Genomic DNA, 17527 nt, shown 5'->3' on the forward strand with positions numbered 1-17527 from the left:
TGGCTCCGTTATTTTCCGATCGCGCGAGCAAGGCCGATAACCCGTTCGAGCAGGAACATGAGGAAGACGCTCAAGAGGATGAGGAGAACCGACAGGGCAGCGATCTGTGGGTCGGTTCGCTCGGTGGTGTAACGATAGATTGCCACAGGCAGTGTCGACAAAGATTGTCCAGCCAGGAATAAGGTAATCGCTACCTCGTCGAACGAGATGAGGAACGACAGCAGCGCCGCTCCCGTGATAGAGGGGGTCAGCGCTGGCAAGGTTATCCGCCGAAACACCGTGAGCGGCCTCGCGCCTAAGCTCGCAGCGGCCGACTCGATGTCGGCGGGCATCGTCTGCAGGCCGGTAATCAATATCCGGATAACGAACGGTGTCACGATCATCGTATGGGTAAAGACGAGTCCGAAGAACGACCCGTTGAGCTTGAGCTGCACGAAGACCAGAAGAAGGCCAAGGCCGAGGATGATCGAAGGTACGATTAGCGGCGCCGTGAAGAGCGCGATCAGCGAATTCGCGAACGGCATCTTCGAACGGACCAGCGCGTAGGAAGCCGCAACCCCGAACGCCAGCGACATAATTGTCGCTGCGATCGCCAGCGTCACGCTAAGTTTCAGACCGGCGAGAAATCGTTCATTGCTCAGAACTGCCGAGTACCACCGAAAGCTCCAGCCGGAAGGTGGAAACGCCAGATTGTTGTCCGCGCTGAACGACATCACGATCGCCGGCAGGAGCGGCGCCAAAAGCAGCCCGAACAGGAGGATCAGAAGGGTGCGGTTCACAATATGGGTCAAGACGTCCCCCCCGATTTAGCGCGCGTCCGCATATCCCAGACGCGAATAGGTCCCATGGTGAGAATGAACAGCCCGAGGAGAACCATCGACATCGCAGATGCCAGCGGCCAGTCCAGAATTTCCAGGGCCTGGGTGAAGATCTCGGTCGGCAGCAGGAAAACGCGACCCCCGCCAAGCAGTGCAGGCGTCACAAAAGCCGAGATTGCCAACACGAATGTCAGAAGGCAGCCAAGCGTAACGCCCGGCAAGCTGAGCGGCAAAGTGACCCGGAAAAACCGGCGCGCCGGCGTCGCGCCGAGCGAACTTGCGGCATCCTCGACATTCGGGTCGATCTTGCCGAAGCCAGACAGCAAGCAAAGGGCCATGTAGGGCATCATGATATGGGTCAGGCCGATCACGACGCCTGGATAGTCGTTGACAAGGCGCACATTGCCGAAGCCGATCCAATGGATGAAATCCTCCAGCGGGCGCAAAATTAGCATCCAGCTGTAGGTTCTCACGACAGCGCTGAGGAGGAGAGGGGAGACCGTCAGCAAAACAAGCGTCCCTTTCCACTTTGATGTGGTGCGGTACAGGTAAAGCGCAATAGGGTAGGTCAAAAAGCATGCGAGAAGCGTGACCAGCAGGCTCAATACGATCGATCGGATGACGATCTCTCGCGAGAAGGGGTCTGTGAAGAACTTCTCGTATGCGGAAATCCCGAGTTCAGGGATCAGCACGCCGCCTTCAGCGGAGCCGTAAAACGAGATCAGGGCAACTGAAAGGATTGGCAAGACAAAGAAAAAGCCGATCACAAGGAGCATCGGGAGGCTGAGCAGCCATCCGACCGCGGCGCCAGCCGACGTTGTTTCGTCGTTGTGAGCCATCAATTCACCTTCCGTTCAAAGACAAAGCCGCTGGCGACCGGCCAATCCAAAGTGACCTGCTGCCCGCTTTCCAAGCCTCGCCAAGCAGGGGACGATCCCGGTACTTCCGCTGTCATCGCGATCCCTTGGGCATCGCAAGCGACGGAAACGATGTCACCAGCATAGGTCACCTTGCGGACGGAGGCGGGAACGCGGTTTCGCCCAGTCTCGCTCGGGGAGGAGCCTGGCAGAACGTCAATCGAACTTGGGCGGATCAGGAACTGAACGGGTCCCTCAAGCGAGGGCTTGGCAAGCTTGATGGACAGGCCGGAGTCGGTCTTGATCTGCTGGCTTGCATCGCCGTCCGCGTTGCTAATGCCAACAATACTGTTCACGCGGCCAATGAAATTGGCGACGAAGCTGCTTGCAGGGTTCTCGTATATTTCTGTGGGCCGACCGTACTGGACGATCACGCCTTCGTTCATAATTGCCACATGATCGGAGATCGCCATCGCTTCGGACTGATCATGCGTTACGAAAATGGTGGTCGTTCCCAGGCGTTGCTGGAGGTCACGAATTTCGTCCTGCATCTGCTCGCGCAGTTTGGCATCCAGGTTTGAAAGTGGCTCGTCGAGAAGGAGGAGATCGGGATGGATGACGAGAGCGCGGGCGAGCGCAACGCGCTGCTGTTGGCCACCGGACAGCTGGCGCGGGCGGCGTTGCCCAAGCGATCCGAGTCTGACCATTTCCAGGATTTCTCCCGCCCTGGATCTGGCGTCCTTTCGGTTGACGTTTCGCATTTCAAGGCCGAACGCTACATTGTCCAGCACTGTCATATGCGGAAACAACGCGTAGTTCTGGAAGACGAGGCCGATATTTCGTTTGTAGGTCGGCAAGGATGTCACATCCTTGCCGGCCAGCATCACACGGCCGGAGGTCGCTCCAACCAACCCTGCGACGATCCTCAAAGCTGTTGATTTGCCGCAACCCGATGGCCCGAGAAGCGATACTATTTCGCCAGGTGCAGCAGTGATATTCAGCTTGTTGAGCACAAGCTTCTTATCGTCATACGACTTCGAGAGGTCTTGGAGACTGAGTTCGGCACCAATTTTCATTTACATCGGTCCCTCAGTTCGCAGTGATGACTTTGCGGCGCCATTCCTGCAGCCAGGATTCGCGCTTGGAGACGAAGAACGCCCAATCGAGCGGCTTCAGTTTTTCACGAATTTCCGGGGTCGAGGCAGTCTTCGACAGGGCATCCTGCGACGGCTTCGCGTTCTTGTTGGTCGGCGAGTAGAACATCAGATTGGCGAAGGCTGCCTGCGCTTCGGGGCTCAGCGCATAGTCAATGAACTTCAGCGCTTCTTCCTTGTTTGGTGCGCCCTTAACGAGGTTCATCGTGTTGATTTGGAACATCGAGCCTTCCGTCGGGATGACGACACTCATCTTGCTCTTCGGATCCTTTGCAAAGAATTGGGCGCGCGCGTTCCAGCCTGCGCCCGCCTTGACCGTACCGTTGGATACCAGCTCGTAAGCGTCCGGCGCCGGTGCCCAGGTCTGGACGTTCTTGGCGATCTCCGCGAACTTCTCGATACCCTGATCGATGGACTTCTTCTCGTCGCCGCCGGCTGCCCGGGTGAGCAGGATCGTGTTCATCAAGGCGGCGATTTCAGGGGCAGGCCACATGGCGACCTGCCCCTTCAGGTCAGGCTTGGCCAGATCAGCCAGCGCCTTGGGAGGATTGGCAAGCGAGTTGCTGTACATCAATACGGGGTAGTCAAAGGTAATACCCGGACCGAAACCCTTATTGATATAGGCTTCGTCGAAGAGATTCTGGCCGTTGGAAAGCTTGGTCAGATCGACCTGATCGAAAATACCTTCCGTGTTTCCGGCACGCGAGACCATAGCGTCCATGATCGAAAGGTCGAGGGTCGGGTTGTTCTTCTCGGCGCGGATACGGCCGAGATTTTGCGCCGAAAGGTTGATTTCGTTGTAGATGACCTTGATGCCCGTCTTCTTTTCGAAGGGCTCGATCACAGCCTTGCGGTAATTGTCCGCAAAGACGCTCTGATATCCAATGATTTGGACATCAGCCAAACAGGGAGAGGACACGCTCAGCACAGCAGCGATGGCTGCCAAGTATTTCGGCAATGCAAAGGCCATTTCAATTCTCCTTGTGGTTCGGGCTAGAAATCAAGCTGCTCGATCGTTTGTCGGGATCCATTCATTGAGATCGGTGCCGACCTTCACGCCATAAATTTTCTCGGCCTGTTCGCGGGTTACGAGACCATGACGGACGTCGCGGAGGACCAGAGCCGGGTCGCGCTCGAGCGGATTGCCGAAACCACCGCCACCTGGCGTGTAGTGGGTTACGACGTCGCCGTAATCGAGCATTTCGAGTTCGCCGATCGAATGCTCGAGCACACGAGCCTTCGACGTTCCTTCGTTGATCACCCAACGCCCGCCGCCACCCGGCAAACCGCCGGCCACACCCTGCGGGAGGGTGACGGATTTCTGGGAAGTGTGCTGGAGTTCCGCGAGGTCGCCCAGCACCTTATAGGCCAGGACCTGACCGACGCCGCCGCGCCACTTGCCGGCGCCACCGGTTCCGGATTGAAGCTCGCGCTGGACATAAAGAACCGGGCATTCGGCTTCGGTCGCTTCGATCGGCGGGATCGGGCAATTGGTGACGTGGCAAGACATGACGTCGATGCCGTCAGCCTTGGACGTTGCACCAAGTCCGCCCGGTACCACTTCGCCAAAAACGCTCGGATTGCCCGTGTCGCGCTCCCTGGCTGAGGTGAAGTTATAAAGGCATCCGCAAGAGTCGCCCATGACGCGTTCCGGCACGATCTGCGAAAGCGCACCCATCACGAGATCCACAAGGCTGTGGCATACGACCATGCGCTGGTAGACAGCTGCCGGTTTCTTGGCATTTACCAGCGTGCCTTCCGGTGCGATGACCTTGAACGGGCGCTTGTTTCCTTCCGTCGACGGGATTGAGGGGTCGGTCACACAACGCATCGCGTAGAAGATAGCGGCCCAGGTCGTGGCGAGCGGTGCGTTGATCGGCCCGCGGATCTGCGGGTCAGTACCAGTGAAGTCGAAGAGGATGTCGGAACCGGTTTTGTGGATCGCGAGCTTCAGCTTGTAAGGTCCACCCTTCGCACCATCGTCAAGGATAAGTTCCTCGTGTTCGTAGACACCGTCCGGGATCTGTGAGATTTCCGCGCGCGTGCGTTGCTCGGAATAGTTGATCAGCGCTTCGAAGCAATGGAAGAGCGTTTCGCGGCCGTAGCGGTCGAACATCGCCTTCATGTCTTCGGCAGCCGCCGCAACCGAGGCGACCTGCGCGAAAAGGTCGTTTTCCATGTTGTCGGGAAGGCGGGTGTTGTTGAGGATGATACGCATGCATCGTTCGTCGACGATCCCGTTCTCGCCGATCTTCATGGGGGGAACGCGCAGGCCCTCCTGCCAGATTTCCAGGTTCCAGCCGCGGGTCGCCATGTTCATGGCGCCGATTTCCTGATGATGGACCATCAGACCGGTGAAGCCGACCAATACCTCTTCGAAGAAGACGGGCATGAAGACGACATAGTCGTTTGTATGGGCCGTCGACATCGACGCACCGCCCGCATAGGGGTCGTTGGTGATGACGATGTCCCCGGGGCGCCAGGTTTCCGGCGCATGATACTGTTCGAGAATGGTCCGCAGGCAAACGCCGGTGCAATTCAGGTGGATCGGAATGGTCGCCGATTCCGCCAGAAGGCGCCCCTGTCCGTCGAAGACGGCCGCCGAGCAATCTTCCATTTCCTTGACGATGATCGACGTCGACGCGCGAATCATGCGATGGGCATTGCGTTCGGCAATCGAGGTCAGAGCATTGCGAACGATTTCGAGCGTTACCGGATCGATGGTTGCGGCGGATGTGGTCTGGATATTGGTGTTCACGATAGTGTCTCCTCAGCGTTCCAGATGGAGGATGCGGTAAGCATCGCACCGGGCAGTCCAGCCGGGCGGAACGAAAAGCGTGGAACCGGGATATTCGACGATCGAAGCGCCGGTGAAGGTGTAGCCTTCGCGCAGGTCGTCCAACCGATAGATCGGCAGCTCTTCCCAGCGATTGGCGTCGATCAGCGCTTTGCGACGGCTAATGACCGTGGCCTTGCCGCCGGCTTCGCCCGGGAAAGTCGGCCATACGAAGTCGGGCTTGGTCGACATCGCAGCGACGCGCATGTTGACGATCTGGATCGGCTTGCCAGGGTTGTCGTACCCGTACATCTGCTTGTGACGTTCGGCGAAACGGGACTGGAGTGCGTCGAGTGCTGCCTGCATATCGCCTGCGGGAAGTTCGAGATTGAGCTCGAAATTCTGTCCCTTGTAGCGAAGATCAAGGCTCGTCACGTATTGAGAGGTGCCGGCCGGGATGTCTTCGTCAGCGAGAGCCTTTTCACCTTGCTCGATCAGTTCGTCAAAACCTGCCGACAGTTCCGCGGCATCGACTTCGCCGAGATAGGCAAGTTTGGTGCGAACAAGATCGTGACGAACCTGAGCAGTCAACATGCCGAGTGCAGAGAGATTGCCCGGGGCGGGGGGGATGAGAGCTGAGCGGATCCCGAGCTCTTCGGCCAGGCGGAGGGTGTGGAGGGGGCCGGCGCCGCCGAAGCCGACAAGCGTATAGTCTCGTGGATCAAGCCCGCGCTGAACGGTGATGAGCTTGATGGCGTTGACCATATGCGCTTCAGCAAGGGCCATGATCCCGCTCGCTGCGGCATCGACAGAAATACCGCAAGGCTCTGCGACCTTGCGCAAGATGGCTTCAAGAGACTTCTCCGGATGAAGTTTGCGCGCGCCCGCGAGGAAGTATTCCGGATTGAGGCGGCCGCCATAGAGGTTGGAGTCAGTGACAGTCGGATTTTCACCGCCCTGGCCATAACATGCCGGACCGGGAACCGATCCCGCACTGCGCGGCCCGAGGCGCAGCGCGCCGCCCTGATCCACCCAGGCGATCGAGCCACCGCCTGCACCAATCGTGATGAGGTCGAGCATAGGGAGAAGGAGCGGGTGACGGCCGACGCTCGATCGGGTCGTCATCTCTGCCTTGCCATCGGTAAGCAGGGATACGTCAGCGCTCGTGCCGCCCATGTCGAGCGTGATAATCTTGTTGACACCAGCCTTTTCCGCCAGAGCGGCGCCGCCAATTATGCCGCCCATCGGACCGGAATGCGTCAGTGCCGCGGGAAGCTTCTTGGCAGAGGTGAAAGACATTACGCCGCCATTGCCCCGGATGATGTAGGGAGCCGGTGTGATACCCTTCGCGGCGAGTGCGTCAGCCAGGCCATCGAGGTGGCGTGTCAATGGGCCGCCAACGAATGCGTTGATCGCCGTTGTGCTGGTCCGCTCGTACTCCCGGAACTCGCGCGCTACCTCGCAAGACAGCGAGATCGCGAGATCGGGAAACTTCTCAGCCGCGACCTTGCCGATTCGCTGTTCGTGTTCCGGGTTGGCGTAGGAGTTCATAAGGCAGACCGCGACGCAGCGCACGCCTTTAGACTTCAGTTCGGATAGCCGCTCAGCAATATCTGCATCGTCGATCGGGGTGACAACCGAACCGTCGGCTGCAATGCGCTCACTGACGGTGACGCGAAGATCGCGCGAGATCAGCGCGGTCGGCGGACGCCAATGAATATCGTAGACATTCGGGCGACGCGATGCCCGGCCAATTTCCAAGACATCGCGGAAACCGCCCGTCGTTATGAGGCCGATATCGACTTGCTGCTCTTCGACGATAAGGTTGGTGACCAGCGTTGTGCCGTAGACGAAGCGATCGACCTCGCTCATCTGGCGGCCGGCGCGCTCGACAATCGTTTCGATCCCTTTGGCAATACCATTGCTCAGGTCTTCCGGTGTGGTCGGAACCTTCAATGTAACGATCTTCGCCTGATCATCGTCGAGCAGCACAAGGTCTGTGTGCGTGCCGCCAGTATCGGAACCTATACGAATGCCCATCTACTTCTCCGTTGACGCTTGTTGTTGGCGGCTTGAAGCCCCCAGTCTGCTGTCGGGGGAGGCTGGTGTGGCCCAACCTCGTAAATGTTCCGGCTGGACCAGTGGTCACATCGACCCAGCCCGAACGGTGTATTGGCTAAGGGGAAAGCGTAGTTCGGCGCCGCGGATTGGGGTTCTCTAGCGGTCACTACGTTACCGCCGTCATTCTCAAGCTGTAGGAACTCACGGATTGCCTTCGATGGCGCTCTGTGACCTGCCCACGCAGCTCGATCATGTCGCAACGAAATCCTCGACAAAAACTGTGCCGACCAGCTCTATCCCCTCAGACAGAGATTTGTTTTTTCTTACTTGCAAATGAAGCTATCATCGAAAATCAGAATTACAATATGATTTGGAAAATAAAAATCGTATCATATTGTGATAAATGATATGATGTGGTGGCAGGGAGAGTGATTTATGAGTGAAAAGAGCGTCGAGGGTGCACAGGTTATCGGCAAGTCGATCGCGTTGCTGAAGTTCATTTCTGCCGCGGGATCGGACGGCGCCAAGGTGAAAGACATCGCAGCCGCCTTGAACATGAGCGTGCCGACGATCTACCGCCTCGCGAGAGCATTCGAGAAAAACGGATGGCTTGAGCGGCTCGATCATAAGATGAGTCTCAGACTCGGCATTGAACTCTTCGCGCTCGGCGTCAAAGCCGCAGACGCCGCAGGCATCCGCTCTATTGCCCGTCCTGCGCTAGTTCGCATTAGCGAGGAGGTGGGTGCCACCGTCTTCCTGATGTGCCGCAACGATCATCATGTCATCGTGGTTGATCGCGTGTGGGCCGGCCAGAATATCTCCACACTCACAGATAACGTCGGGAGCATGGTGCCCATGGGGGTAGGCGCGGCCTCTATCGCGATCATGTCCACACTGGACCAAGACGACGTTGAAGCGCTCACAAGCGCGAACGAACCTTCCTACGAGCGCTACGACCTCACGCGAGCCGTGATCGCTGCCACAGTGTCCGATGCCAGAGAGCGTGGTTATGCCGAGACCCAGTCAACTCTGATTGCCGGTCTTTCCGCTCTTTCCATTCCTGTCAGAAACTTCAACGGCGTCTCCACAACAGCGTTAAGTGTGAACCTGCCGACGGACTTCCTGACCGTCTCGCGCAGGACGCACATCGTCGAATTGTTGAAAGCCGAGGTGGACAGCATCGAGAAGATCGTTCGAAGCTGAACGTCTGGTCCCGCACCCGCGCGTCTCATACCGTTGATCGGGTCTCAGCGTTAAATTCTAAATATCGTAATATTGAATAGAAAAAAATATTAAATAAGAGAATTTGTTGACAGCGACTTGAATCTTGTTAATTCTGATCCCGCTCGCAGCAGCTAAAGCTAGATGCGTATCAGAACTCGCACAGGCCAATTGCCTAAAGCGCGTCAGGGGAGCAGGTCTCAATGTTATTGTATCTCGCAAAGCGAATGTGCTTTGCCGTCTTCACGTTGATAAGCGTTCTGACGCTCGTCTTTCTCATGGTCCGAGTGCTACCCGGCGATCCGGTCCAGATGATCCTCGGCGATCAGGCCAGCCCCGAGAGCATTGCCGCAATGCGCACGCGACTCGGGCTCGATCAACCGGTACTCGTTCAGTACGGCCATTTCCTGCTCAATGCGCTCAAGGGTGACCTTGGCACATCGATGGCCTCAGGACGCCCCGTGACTGAAGAAGTCATGTCGGTCTTGCCGTATACTCTAGAGCTGACATTTGCTGGATTGCTGCTCGGCGTCGTCTTCGGTGTTCCCGCGGGCGTATGGGCAGCGGTGCATCGCAACAGAGCCGTGGATTACGTTCTCCGCTTCGTTTCGCTGCTTGGCCTGTCGCTTCCCGGGTTCGTATCGGCGATCATTCTGCTGATCGCATTTGCAATTAAGCTCCGATGGTTCCCTGTCATCAGTGCAGGGACAGGCGAAGGGATTGGCGACCGTCTCTGGCAGATGGTGCTACCGGCCGTATCTCTTGCTTTGATCATGATGGCCTATGTCACGCGCGTTACGCGTTCGGCGATGCTGGAAGTGTTGAGTCAGGATTTCGTGAGAACGGCCCGAGCCAAGGGGGTGCACCACAGCGCCGTCATCTGGCGCCATGGTCTCGGTAACTGCCTTGTTCCGATCACGACTATTGTCGGCCTTTATCTGGGCATTCTGATTGGTAATTCGGTTCTGACCGAAATCGTCTTCTCCCGGCCAGGCCTTGGAAAACTCATTCTGACGGCTTTGAGCCAGCGCGACTATACGCTGCTGCAGGGGATGATCGTTGTCTATACCTTCATCGTGGTTGTCGTGAACCTTGCGACCGACCTTACCTATGGCTTCCTCGATCCCAGGGTTCAATACAAATGACAAGCTCAGATGTAACGCTAAAGAGCTCCGGCAGCCGGCTCGAAAAGACCCAGGCCGTCATTCGCCGGATCAACTTCTCCACCTGGGCAGGTTTGCTCATCGTCGTTCTTCTCGTTTTGGGCGCGATATTCGCTCCGCAACTGTCTCCTTATCCGGCCGCCAAACAGAACATCGTCGACCAGCTCGCTTTGCCGAGTGCTGCCCACATCTTTGGTACCGACCAATTCGGCCGAGATATCTGGACCCGCATGCTCTACGGAGCGCGCTACTCGCTGATCATCGGCTTCCTGGCCGTTGTGGTTGCCATGGTCATTGGCACGTTCATCGGAATGATTGCAGGTTTCAGGGGCGGCCGTCTCGACATCGTCTTGATGCAGATCATGGACGTCGTTCTGGCATTCCCTTCGCTCATTCTGGGCATTGCACTCGTTGCCCTTATGGGGGCGACGACGACCAATATCGTTGCCGCGATTGCCTTCACGTCGATACCGGCCTTCGCCCGCGTTGCCCGCGCTGCCGTTATCACCCAGCGCGACCGTGAATACGTGCAGGCCTGCCGTGCTATGGGCTTTTCTTCAAATCGAACCCTCTATCGGCACATCCTGCCGGCAATTCTTCCCGAAATCATGGTTATGGCGTCACTCTGGATGGCAAACGCTGTCAGAACGGAAGCCTCTTTGGCCTTTGTCGGTCTTGGAATAGCTCCGCCGGCTCCGACATGGGGCGGAATGGTCCGTGATGGCTTTGAAAACATTCTCAGCTCGCCGCACCTTGCCCTGTTTCCGAGCCTTGGCATCCTTCTCCTCGTCCTGGCTTTCAACCTCATCGGCGATGGTCTTCGCGACATTATCGATCCGCGTTTGAAGGATGCTTCCTGATGTCCGAATACCCTGTACTTTCAGTCAAAAATCTCAAGATCTCATTCGGTAGCAAGCCGATCGTCCACGATCTTAGCTTCGATATTGCCGCCGGCTCGACATTGGCGGTCGTCGGTGAATCCGGATCGGGAAAGAGCGTCACCTCGCTGGCGATTATGGGCCTTCTGCCGGAGGGTACCGCGAAAGTGAGCGGGTCCATTCGCCTCAATGGCAAGGAACTGCTCGACCTGCCCGAAGCAGAGATGCGCCGGATCCGGGGCGGCAAGATCAGTATGATCTTCCAGGAGCCAATGACATCGCTCAATCCTGTCCAGCGCGTCGGAGACCAAATCGCCGAAGCCATCCGGATCCACCGTGGATTGAAGGGCAGGGCTCTCCGCGACGCTGTTCTTGAAATGCTCCAGAAGGTCGGGATCCCTGACCCCGGGCGCCGGATCGACAATTATCCGCATATGTTCTCGGGCGGAATGCGCCAGCGTGTCATGATCGCCATGGCCCTTGCTTGCAATCCTGTACTTATCATTGCCGACGAGCCGACCACCGCACTCGATGTCACAGTCCAGGCGCAAATCCTTCGACTTCTGAAAGATCTTCAGCAGGATACAAAGACGGCCGTCCTATTCATCACGCATGATATGGGCGTGGTCGCCGAAGTCGCGGACGAAGTCTTGGTCATGCGCAGCGGTCACCAGATCGAAGCAGGCACTGTAAACAAAATTTTCAGCGAGCCGGAAAGCGACTATACTCGGATCCTGATCGAAGCAGCTCCCTCGATAGCCGGCAAAACCGATATCGGGAGTGCGTCAGCGACAGAACTCGACGCCCTTCCGCTTAGCTGCAAAGGTGACAAGCCCCTTCTTGAGGTGCGCGATCTCTCGGTTAGATTTGTTCATACCGGCGGGTTGCTCGGCCGGAGACTGGGCCACGTCCATGCTGTGGAAGGTGTCTCATTCGCGATCGGTAAGGGCGAGACGCTCGGCCTTGTCGGGGAGTCGGGCTCCGGTAAGTCAACGATTGGCAAGGCGATCATCGATCTCGTATCGCGGCATGGTGGCACGATCACGGTCGATGGCAACGTAATTGACTATTCCGATCCTAAAAGTCTGGCTCGCATGCGCCGTGACATCCAGATGATCTTCCAAGATCCATTTGGGTCGCTCGACAGTCGCCAGACCATCGGCTCGGCGATCATCGAGCCTATGAAAGTCCATCGGATCGCATCCGGTAAAGCGCTGATCGAGAAAATGGAGTGGTTGCTCGACAAGGTTGGAATCCCTCCCAACCGCGCCGACAGCCTGCCCCATGAATTCTCCGGCGGCCAGCGCCAGCGCATCTGCATCGCGCGTGCGTTGGCAATGGCGCCGAAGTTGATTATCGCCGATGAAGCCGTTTCTGCCCTCGATGTCGCCGTCAAGGCGCAGATCATCGAACTGATGATGAGCCTTCAACGGGAATTCGACATTTCGTATCTGTTCATCAGCCACGATATGGCGGCCGTGGAGAAAATCTGTGACCGGGTTGCCGTTATGTACTTTGGTGAACTGGTTGAGATCGGCAGCAGGGACGACGTAATCGGGCGCCCTGGCCATGACTATACCCAGCGCTTGCTTTCCGCCATTCCGATTACCCATCCGGATCAACGGCTGGTTCGACCAGAGGCAAGGCGAGAGGCGCTACCACCACGCAGCCCGATGAAGCCCATCGGTTTCGTGCCGGAACCAGCGCTCTGGAACATGAAGAGCGACGGGCATTTCGTCCGCCGCCCCGCGCCATCGCTCAGCCAAAGGTGATGCCATTCATGCACGCTATTCAGGAACTTGCTAATTTCGCGGCTACCCATCCGGCTGGTAGCCTTCCACAATCCGCACGGCAAGCTTGCGCGGTACTCATCACAGACCTTCTCGCAGCGAGTGCGGCGGGATTCAACTCAGACCTGGCTATCGCCGCCAGAAAGGCCGCTTACGCCGCCTATGGCCAAGGTACGGCCGATGTCTGGTTGACCGATCGAAGCCTCTCTATCGTTGGTGCTGCCATGGCGAATTCCGCAGCAGCAAGTGCTCTCGATCTCGATGACGGTCACCGTGGCGCAGCCGGGCATCCCGGGGCTGGGATTATTCCGGCTGTTCTGGCCGTCGCACAACAGATAGGCGCGAGCGACGAGGAGATCTTCGAGGCAATTGCGGTTGGCTATGACATCGCATTGCGCGTTGCCACGGCTCGCCCGACGGCGACGATCGACACCTATATCAGCGGTCGCTGGGTGAATTTCGGTGTCGCGGCAGGCGCAGGGCGTCTTTTGAAACTGACCACTTCCCAGATGGCCCATGCAATTGGGATCGCCGGTGCCGAAGGCCCGATAGGTATCAACGAAGCGGTCTCTAAGGCCGACGGCAACACCGTCAAGGAATGCATTCCGCCAGCTGTCGTGACCGGGCTGACGGCGGCCTTCCGTGCTCAGGCTGGAGCGACCGGTCCGCTTGACCTCCTGGACGATGGGACGCGCTACACGCGCGCGGTTCTTACCGGCGATCTCGGCATTCATTGGTGGCTCGAAGATTGTTATCTGAAGCCCTACGCATGCTGCCGCTACATGCACGCGGCCATCGACGCCATACTTGAACTACGCCGTCCAAGTGCTCCTATAGTAAGCCTTCGCATCGAGACATTCGCTGAAGGGCTGAAACTGTCGAACGAGCGTAACCCCGCGGGCCTGGAAGGTGCGCAGTATAGCTATCACTTTAGTTGTGCCCTTGCAGCGATCCACGGTGGACGCGCTCTGCAGCCGGTCGATCCCGTTTATCTCACGGACCAGGCCGTTCTTGAGCTATCAGCACGTACTGTTTTGCAGGCCCATCCGGATTTCGCGTCAAGCTTTCCCAAAGGAACGCCTTGTCGAGTCATCATGGATCAGGGCCATGGCAAAGAAGCACTCACTGTTCTCCACCCGCTCGGTGATGTTGCCAATCCAATGTCCTACGAGCAGGTGAAAGAGAAATTCGAACAGCTCGGTTCGCAGGTGCTGGACGAAGAGCGGCGCGCCCGGATCCTGGTAGCACTTGATCAACTGCCTGTCAGAGGCTTCAAGCCGTTGTTCAACAGTCTTGTCGAAATTTCCACATCACTCCAGTTAGAGGATACGAGGGAACTCGCGTGAACATCAAACCGCAGCGTAAGGACGCGCAGAACCAAGCTCGACCCGGGCTTTCAGTTCAATGGCTCCATTTCTCTTTGCCCGCTTGTCACCGAGACGGCGGATTTTGAGGATTTCGGCGCTGAGGTGACCTCCTGTGAGGTCGCTCTTTCGACTTGAGCGGCTGACTCAACCGTCTGCGCAGGCCGGTCGCTCTGTCGGGCAAAGGTATTGCGTGAGAAGGCCGCCAGGTTCGACACGCGGCAATCACCATAGGAAACTACGGAGGAAGAGATGAGGGCCTGGCTGAACAAAACGCATCACAGCAGGTTGGAAGCCGTCGAGATCGCAACCCCTGACGCGACCGGGACACAGGTCGTCGTTGATGTGACGCACTGCGCAGTTTGCCATTCGGACCTCCATACTTGGCAAGGAGTGACTGACTACGGAAGCCGTGGCGTTCTGCAGCGACCGCAGCCTGAAACCCCTATTGCCATGGGCCATGAAATCGTGGGCAAGGTTTCCGCCCTTGGACCGGACGCACAGGGCGTAAAGATAGGCGATCAGGTAATTGTCTACCCATGGCTTGGTTGTGGGAAATGCAACGATTGCCTCAACGGTCGTGACAATATTTGTGCAATAGGTAGCCGTAGCCTTGGCTTCATGCAACACGGGGGCTTTGCCGATGAGGTTATAGTGCCTCACTCAAGATACCTCGCCTCGACCGGCAACATCTACCCGGCTTTGGCGGCAACATACGCTTGCTCCGGCCTGACCGTACGGTCGGCAATTCGCAAGATCATGCCACTCTTGCCTGACGAGCTCTTCGTCGTGATCGGTGCGGGCGGGCTCGGCGTGCAAGCCGTCGCCATGCTGAGGGCGCTGACGAAAAACAAGATCCTCGTCCTCGATAAATCTGAGGCTAAGCGCGATCTCGTGTTGGGGGAAGGCGCGGATCATTTTGTGGCACTCGCCGACGAGGACACCGCAGCCAGGGTTATCGAGATCAACGGTGGTAAGGTCAGCTCCGTGCTGGATTTCGTCAACAACTCGGAAACGTCCGGGCTGGCCTTGAGTATCCTGCGCAAGGGCGGACGGACCATCCAGGTCGGCCTTTACGGCGGCGAACTGGCCCTCCCGCTCTACACATTGGCTGTGACCGGGCTTTCGATTATCGGCAGCATCACCGGAACGTCCGAAGACCTCAAGGATCTCATCAGGCTGGCTGAAGATGGCGTTCTGACGCCGATTCCGTTGACACGGATGGGTATGGCTCAAGTCAATGAAGCGATGTCCCGTCTTGAGCAGGGCCGGGTCGACGCCAGGATCGTACTGACCAACTGACCGCAGCTTCGAACGCAGCGGCCCGCGGCTTCTTTCATGCTTCGCCATCCGACCGAAGAGTAGACTGGTCGGAAGGCTGGAATCCAAATTTTTACGATCGACGGCCTACCCCTGATTTTGGGCCGGCCGACCTCGACAATCAAACGAAAGGGTACTGCAATGCCACCTAGTCCTAGCATCTATATCGACAATACTTGGCAGCCGGCCACGGGAGGCGACACGTTCTGGGCGGTGAACCCGTCCACCGAAGAAGCATTTGCCGAGTTTCAGATTGCATCCGCAGAGGACGTCGACCGCGCCGTGAAGGCCGCCAAAAACGCTCTGCCGGCATGGAGCGCCTCCGAAAAGAGCGTGCGTGTCGATGCACTTAGTCGGCTTCTTGAGGCTTACATTGCCCGGACCGAAGACCTGGCAAGGGCGTTGGCAGCCGAAATGGGTGCTCCGATCGATTTCGCTCGTACAAGTCAGATCGGCGCGGGCGCGAACCATCTGCGCGCTTTCATCAAGGCCCTGCAGGAGTTCCATTTTGCCGAGCCCGCTCTCATCGGGACCGAAAATCAGGAAATTTTGCGTGAAGCCGTTGGCGTGGCAGCGCTGATCACGCCATGGAACTGGCCGCTTAATCAGATCACCCTAAAGGTCGGCGCGGCCTTGGCTGCAGGTTGTACTGTGGTCCTTAAGCCCTCGGAGATATCGCCAGTGTCCGGTCAGATCTTCGCCGAGATCGTCGAGGCTGCCAATCTGCCGAAGGGGGTTTTCAACCTCTTGCAGGGCACCGGCACCGTGACCGGGGCTGCCATGGTTGCCCATCCAGACGTCGATGTCGTCTCCTTCACAGGTTCGACGCGCGCCGGTATCGCGATTTCGCACGCCGCTGCGCCGAGTATCAAGCGTGTGTCGCTCGAACTCGGCGGGAAGTCTCCCAGCATCATCTTCGCTGACGCTGACGTCGAAAAGGCCGTTCGCTGGACCGCAAACTTCTGCTTCAACAACACTGGGCAGTCCTGCAATGCTTCGACTCGTATGCTGGTCGAGCGCAGCGTCTACGACAGGGCGGTAAAGCTCGCCACCGAAGTGGCAGAGGGCATTGTCGTCGAGAGAGCCGATCTCCCCGGAAACCACATCGGGCCGCTTTCTTCCAAGGTGCAGTACGACAAGGTCCTGCGCTACATCGACCAGGCTGTCAGCGAAGGCGTGAACTTGGTCACCGGAGGTCGCGGCCGGCCCGAGCACCACAAACGCGGATTTTTCGTCAGCCCGACCGTATTTGCGGGCGTGACCCCAGAACATTCGCTATTCCGCGATGAAGTGTTCGGACCTGTTCTCGCCATCACACCTTTCGATAGCGAGGAGGAGGCGCTAGAGCTCGCAAACGACACCGTTTATGGTCTTTCCGCCTATATTCACACTGAAGACCTTGCCAAGGCAAAGCGCGTGGCCAGAAATGTCCGAGCCGGCATGGTCCAGCTCAACGGTTCTGCACGCGCTCCCGGTACGCCTTTCGGCGGCTACAAGCAGTCTGGCAATGGTCGTGAAGGTGGGCGTTGGGGCATCGAGGAATTCCTCGAGACGAAGCTGGTAGCCGGTTGAGCGTGACTATCCGATAAGCATCCTCACCTGAATGAGCCGTCGCAGCGTGATCCTTCAGGTGGGGATGGCTGAATAGCCCCGAGATGAATAGCCCCGAGATTTGTAGACGCCTTCTTTCCTAATTTTGAGGCAAGAAGAGCATCATGGGCAAATCGAATTTCAGCGAAGAGTTTAAGCGTGACGCGGTGCGGCAGATCACGGAGCGGGGCTATCCGGTGGCTGAGGTTTCGCAGCGTCTCGGCGTCAGCCAGCATTCGCTGTATGAATGGAAGAAGAAGTTTGCTGGGTCGGACTCCAAGGGCAACGACGAGGCCGAGGAGATCAGGCGGCTGAAGAAGGAACTGGCTCGCGTCACTGAGGAACGCGATATCCTAAAAAGCGATCACCGGCTTTGGTCCTCCTGTGCGCGGTAGAAACAGGCTGTGCTACGCTGACCACCGGAGGGGAGTTGCCGACTGCTTATTGGAGGCGATCGACCCCGTTAAAAAACGTGGCACATGGGCTGTTGCGGACTTGAGAGTGGTGACGCGGCTTTGGCGGCGATCCCGGTTAG

13 protein-coding genes and 1 pseudogene are annotated in these 17527 nt (G+C 57.8%); 8 read left to right on the forward strand and 6 right to left on the reverse strand.

Translation table 11 applies throughout. The annotated features are described in order from the left end of the window. Nucleotides 1-8: 8 nt before the first annotated feature. Genes I8E17_RS31770 through I8E17_RS31795 form a run of 6 tightly spaced genes read right to left on the reverse strand, consistent with a single transcriptional unit; the run spans nucleotide 9 to nucleotide 7645 of the window. The gene (locus I8E17_RS31770; RefSeq protein ID WP_209160208.1) at nucleotides 9-791 is read right to left on the reverse strand and encodes an ABC transporter permease; all 783 of its coding nucleotides are present in this window, start codon (nucleotides 789-791) and stop codon (nucleotides 9-11) included. After that, a complete protein-coding gene (locus I8E17_RS31775) occupies nucleotides 788-1657 on the reverse strand; it encodes an ABC transporter permease (RefSeq protein ID WP_209160209.1) in 870 nt (289 codons plus the stop codon). Before I8E17_RS31775 ends, I8E17_RS31770 begins: the two co-directional genes overlap by 4 nt. Further along, nucleotides 1657-2751, reverse strand: coding sequence for an ABC transporter ATP-binding protein (locus I8E17_RS31780; protein WP_209160210.1), 1095 nt, complete (start codon nucleotides 2749-2751; stop codon nucleotides 1657-1659). The genes I8E17_RS31775 and I8E17_RS31780 overlap by 1 nt, the downstream gene beginning before the upstream one ends. 13 nt (nucleotides 2752-2764) lie before the next feature. Then, a complete protein-coding gene (locus I8E17_RS31785) occupies nucleotides 2765-3799 on the reverse strand; it encodes an extracellular solute-binding protein (protein WP_209160211.1) in 1035 nt (344 codons plus the stop codon). A gap of 30 nt (nucleotides 3800-3829) precedes the next feature. Further along, nucleotides 3830-5587 carry a hydantoinase B/oxoprolinase family protein gene (locus tag I8E17_RS31790; RefSeq protein ID WP_209160212.1) on the reverse strand — a complete coding sequence of 586 codons (1758 nt, stop codon included), beginning with the start codon at nucleotides 5585-5587 and terminating at the stop codon, nucleotides 3830-3832. Nucleotides 5588-5599: 12 nt separating this feature from the next. After that, complete coding sequence (locus I8E17_RS31795) at nucleotides 5600-7645, reverse strand: hydantoinase/oxoprolinase family protein (RefSeq protein WP_209160213.1); 2046 nt, start codon at nucleotides 7643-7645, stop codon at nucleotides 5600-5602. 456 nt (nucleotides 7646-8101) lie between these two features. On the opposite strand from I8E17_RS31795, the gene I8E17_RS31800 reads away from it, so the two are divergent. The 8 genes and pseudogenes from I8E17_RS31800 to I8E17_RS31835 all read left to right on the forward strand — a co-directional run. Further along, nucleotides 8102-8869: an IclR family transcriptional regulator gene (locus I8E17_RS31800; protein ID WP_209160214.1), complete on the forward strand. Its 768-nt coding sequence runs from the start codon at nucleotides 8102-8104 to the stop codon at nucleotides 8867-8869. A 221-nt stretch (nucleotides 8870-9090) separates the two neighbouring features. Then, nucleotides 9091-10032 (forward strand): ABC transporter permease, encoded by a 942-nt coding sequence (locus I8E17_RS31805; RefSeq protein ID WP_209160215.1) that lies wholly within the window; start codon nucleotides 9091-9093, stop codon nucleotides 10030-10032. Next, complete coding sequence (locus tag I8E17_RS31810) at nucleotides 10029-10910, forward strand: ABC transporter permease (RefSeq protein ID WP_209160216.1); 882 nt, start codon at nucleotides 10029-10031, stop codon at nucleotides 10908-10910. The genes I8E17_RS31805 and I8E17_RS31810 overlap by 4 nt, the downstream gene beginning before the upstream one ends. Next, nucleotides 10910-12700: an ABC transporter ATP-binding protein gene (locus tag I8E17_RS31815; protein WP_209160217.1), complete on the forward strand. Its 1791-nt coding sequence runs from the start codon at nucleotides 10910-10912 to the stop codon at nucleotides 12698-12700. The genes I8E17_RS31810 and I8E17_RS31815 overlap by 1 nt, the downstream gene beginning before the upstream one ends. An 8-nt stretch (nucleotides 12701-12708) precedes the next feature. Next, nucleotides 12709-14064, forward strand: coding sequence for an MmgE/PrpD family protein (locus I8E17_RS31820; protein WP_209160218.1), 1356 nt, complete (start codon nucleotides 12709-12711; stop codon nucleotides 14062-14064). Nucleotides 14065-14334: 270 nt separating this feature from the next. After that, on the forward strand, nucleotides 14335-15384 hold the full coding sequence (locus I8E17_RS31825) for an alcohol dehydrogenase (RefSeq protein ID WP_209160219.1): 1050 nt from the start codon (nucleotides 14335-14337) through the stop codon (nucleotides 15382-15384). 159 nt (nucleotides 15385-15543) lie between these two features. Then, nucleotides 15544-16974 carry an aldehyde dehydrogenase family protein gene (locus I8E17_RS31830; RefSeq protein ID WP_209160220.1) on the forward strand — a complete coding sequence of 477 codons (1431 nt, stop codon included), beginning with the start codon at nucleotides 15544-15546 and terminating at the stop codon, nucleotides 16972-16974. Between the two features lie 143 nt (nucleotides 16975-17117). Further along, a pseudogene (locus I8E17_RS31835) lies at nucleotides 17118-17351 on the forward strand (transposase); the annotation flags it as partial. Nucleotides 17352-17527: the final 176 nt, after the last annotated feature.

The sequence above is a fragment of the Rhizobium sp. AB2/73 genome, from assembly GCF_020871915.1.
Lineage (GTDB): Bacteria > Pseudomonadota > Alphaproteobacteria > Rhizobiales > Rhizobiaceae > Rhizobium > Rhizobium dioscoreae.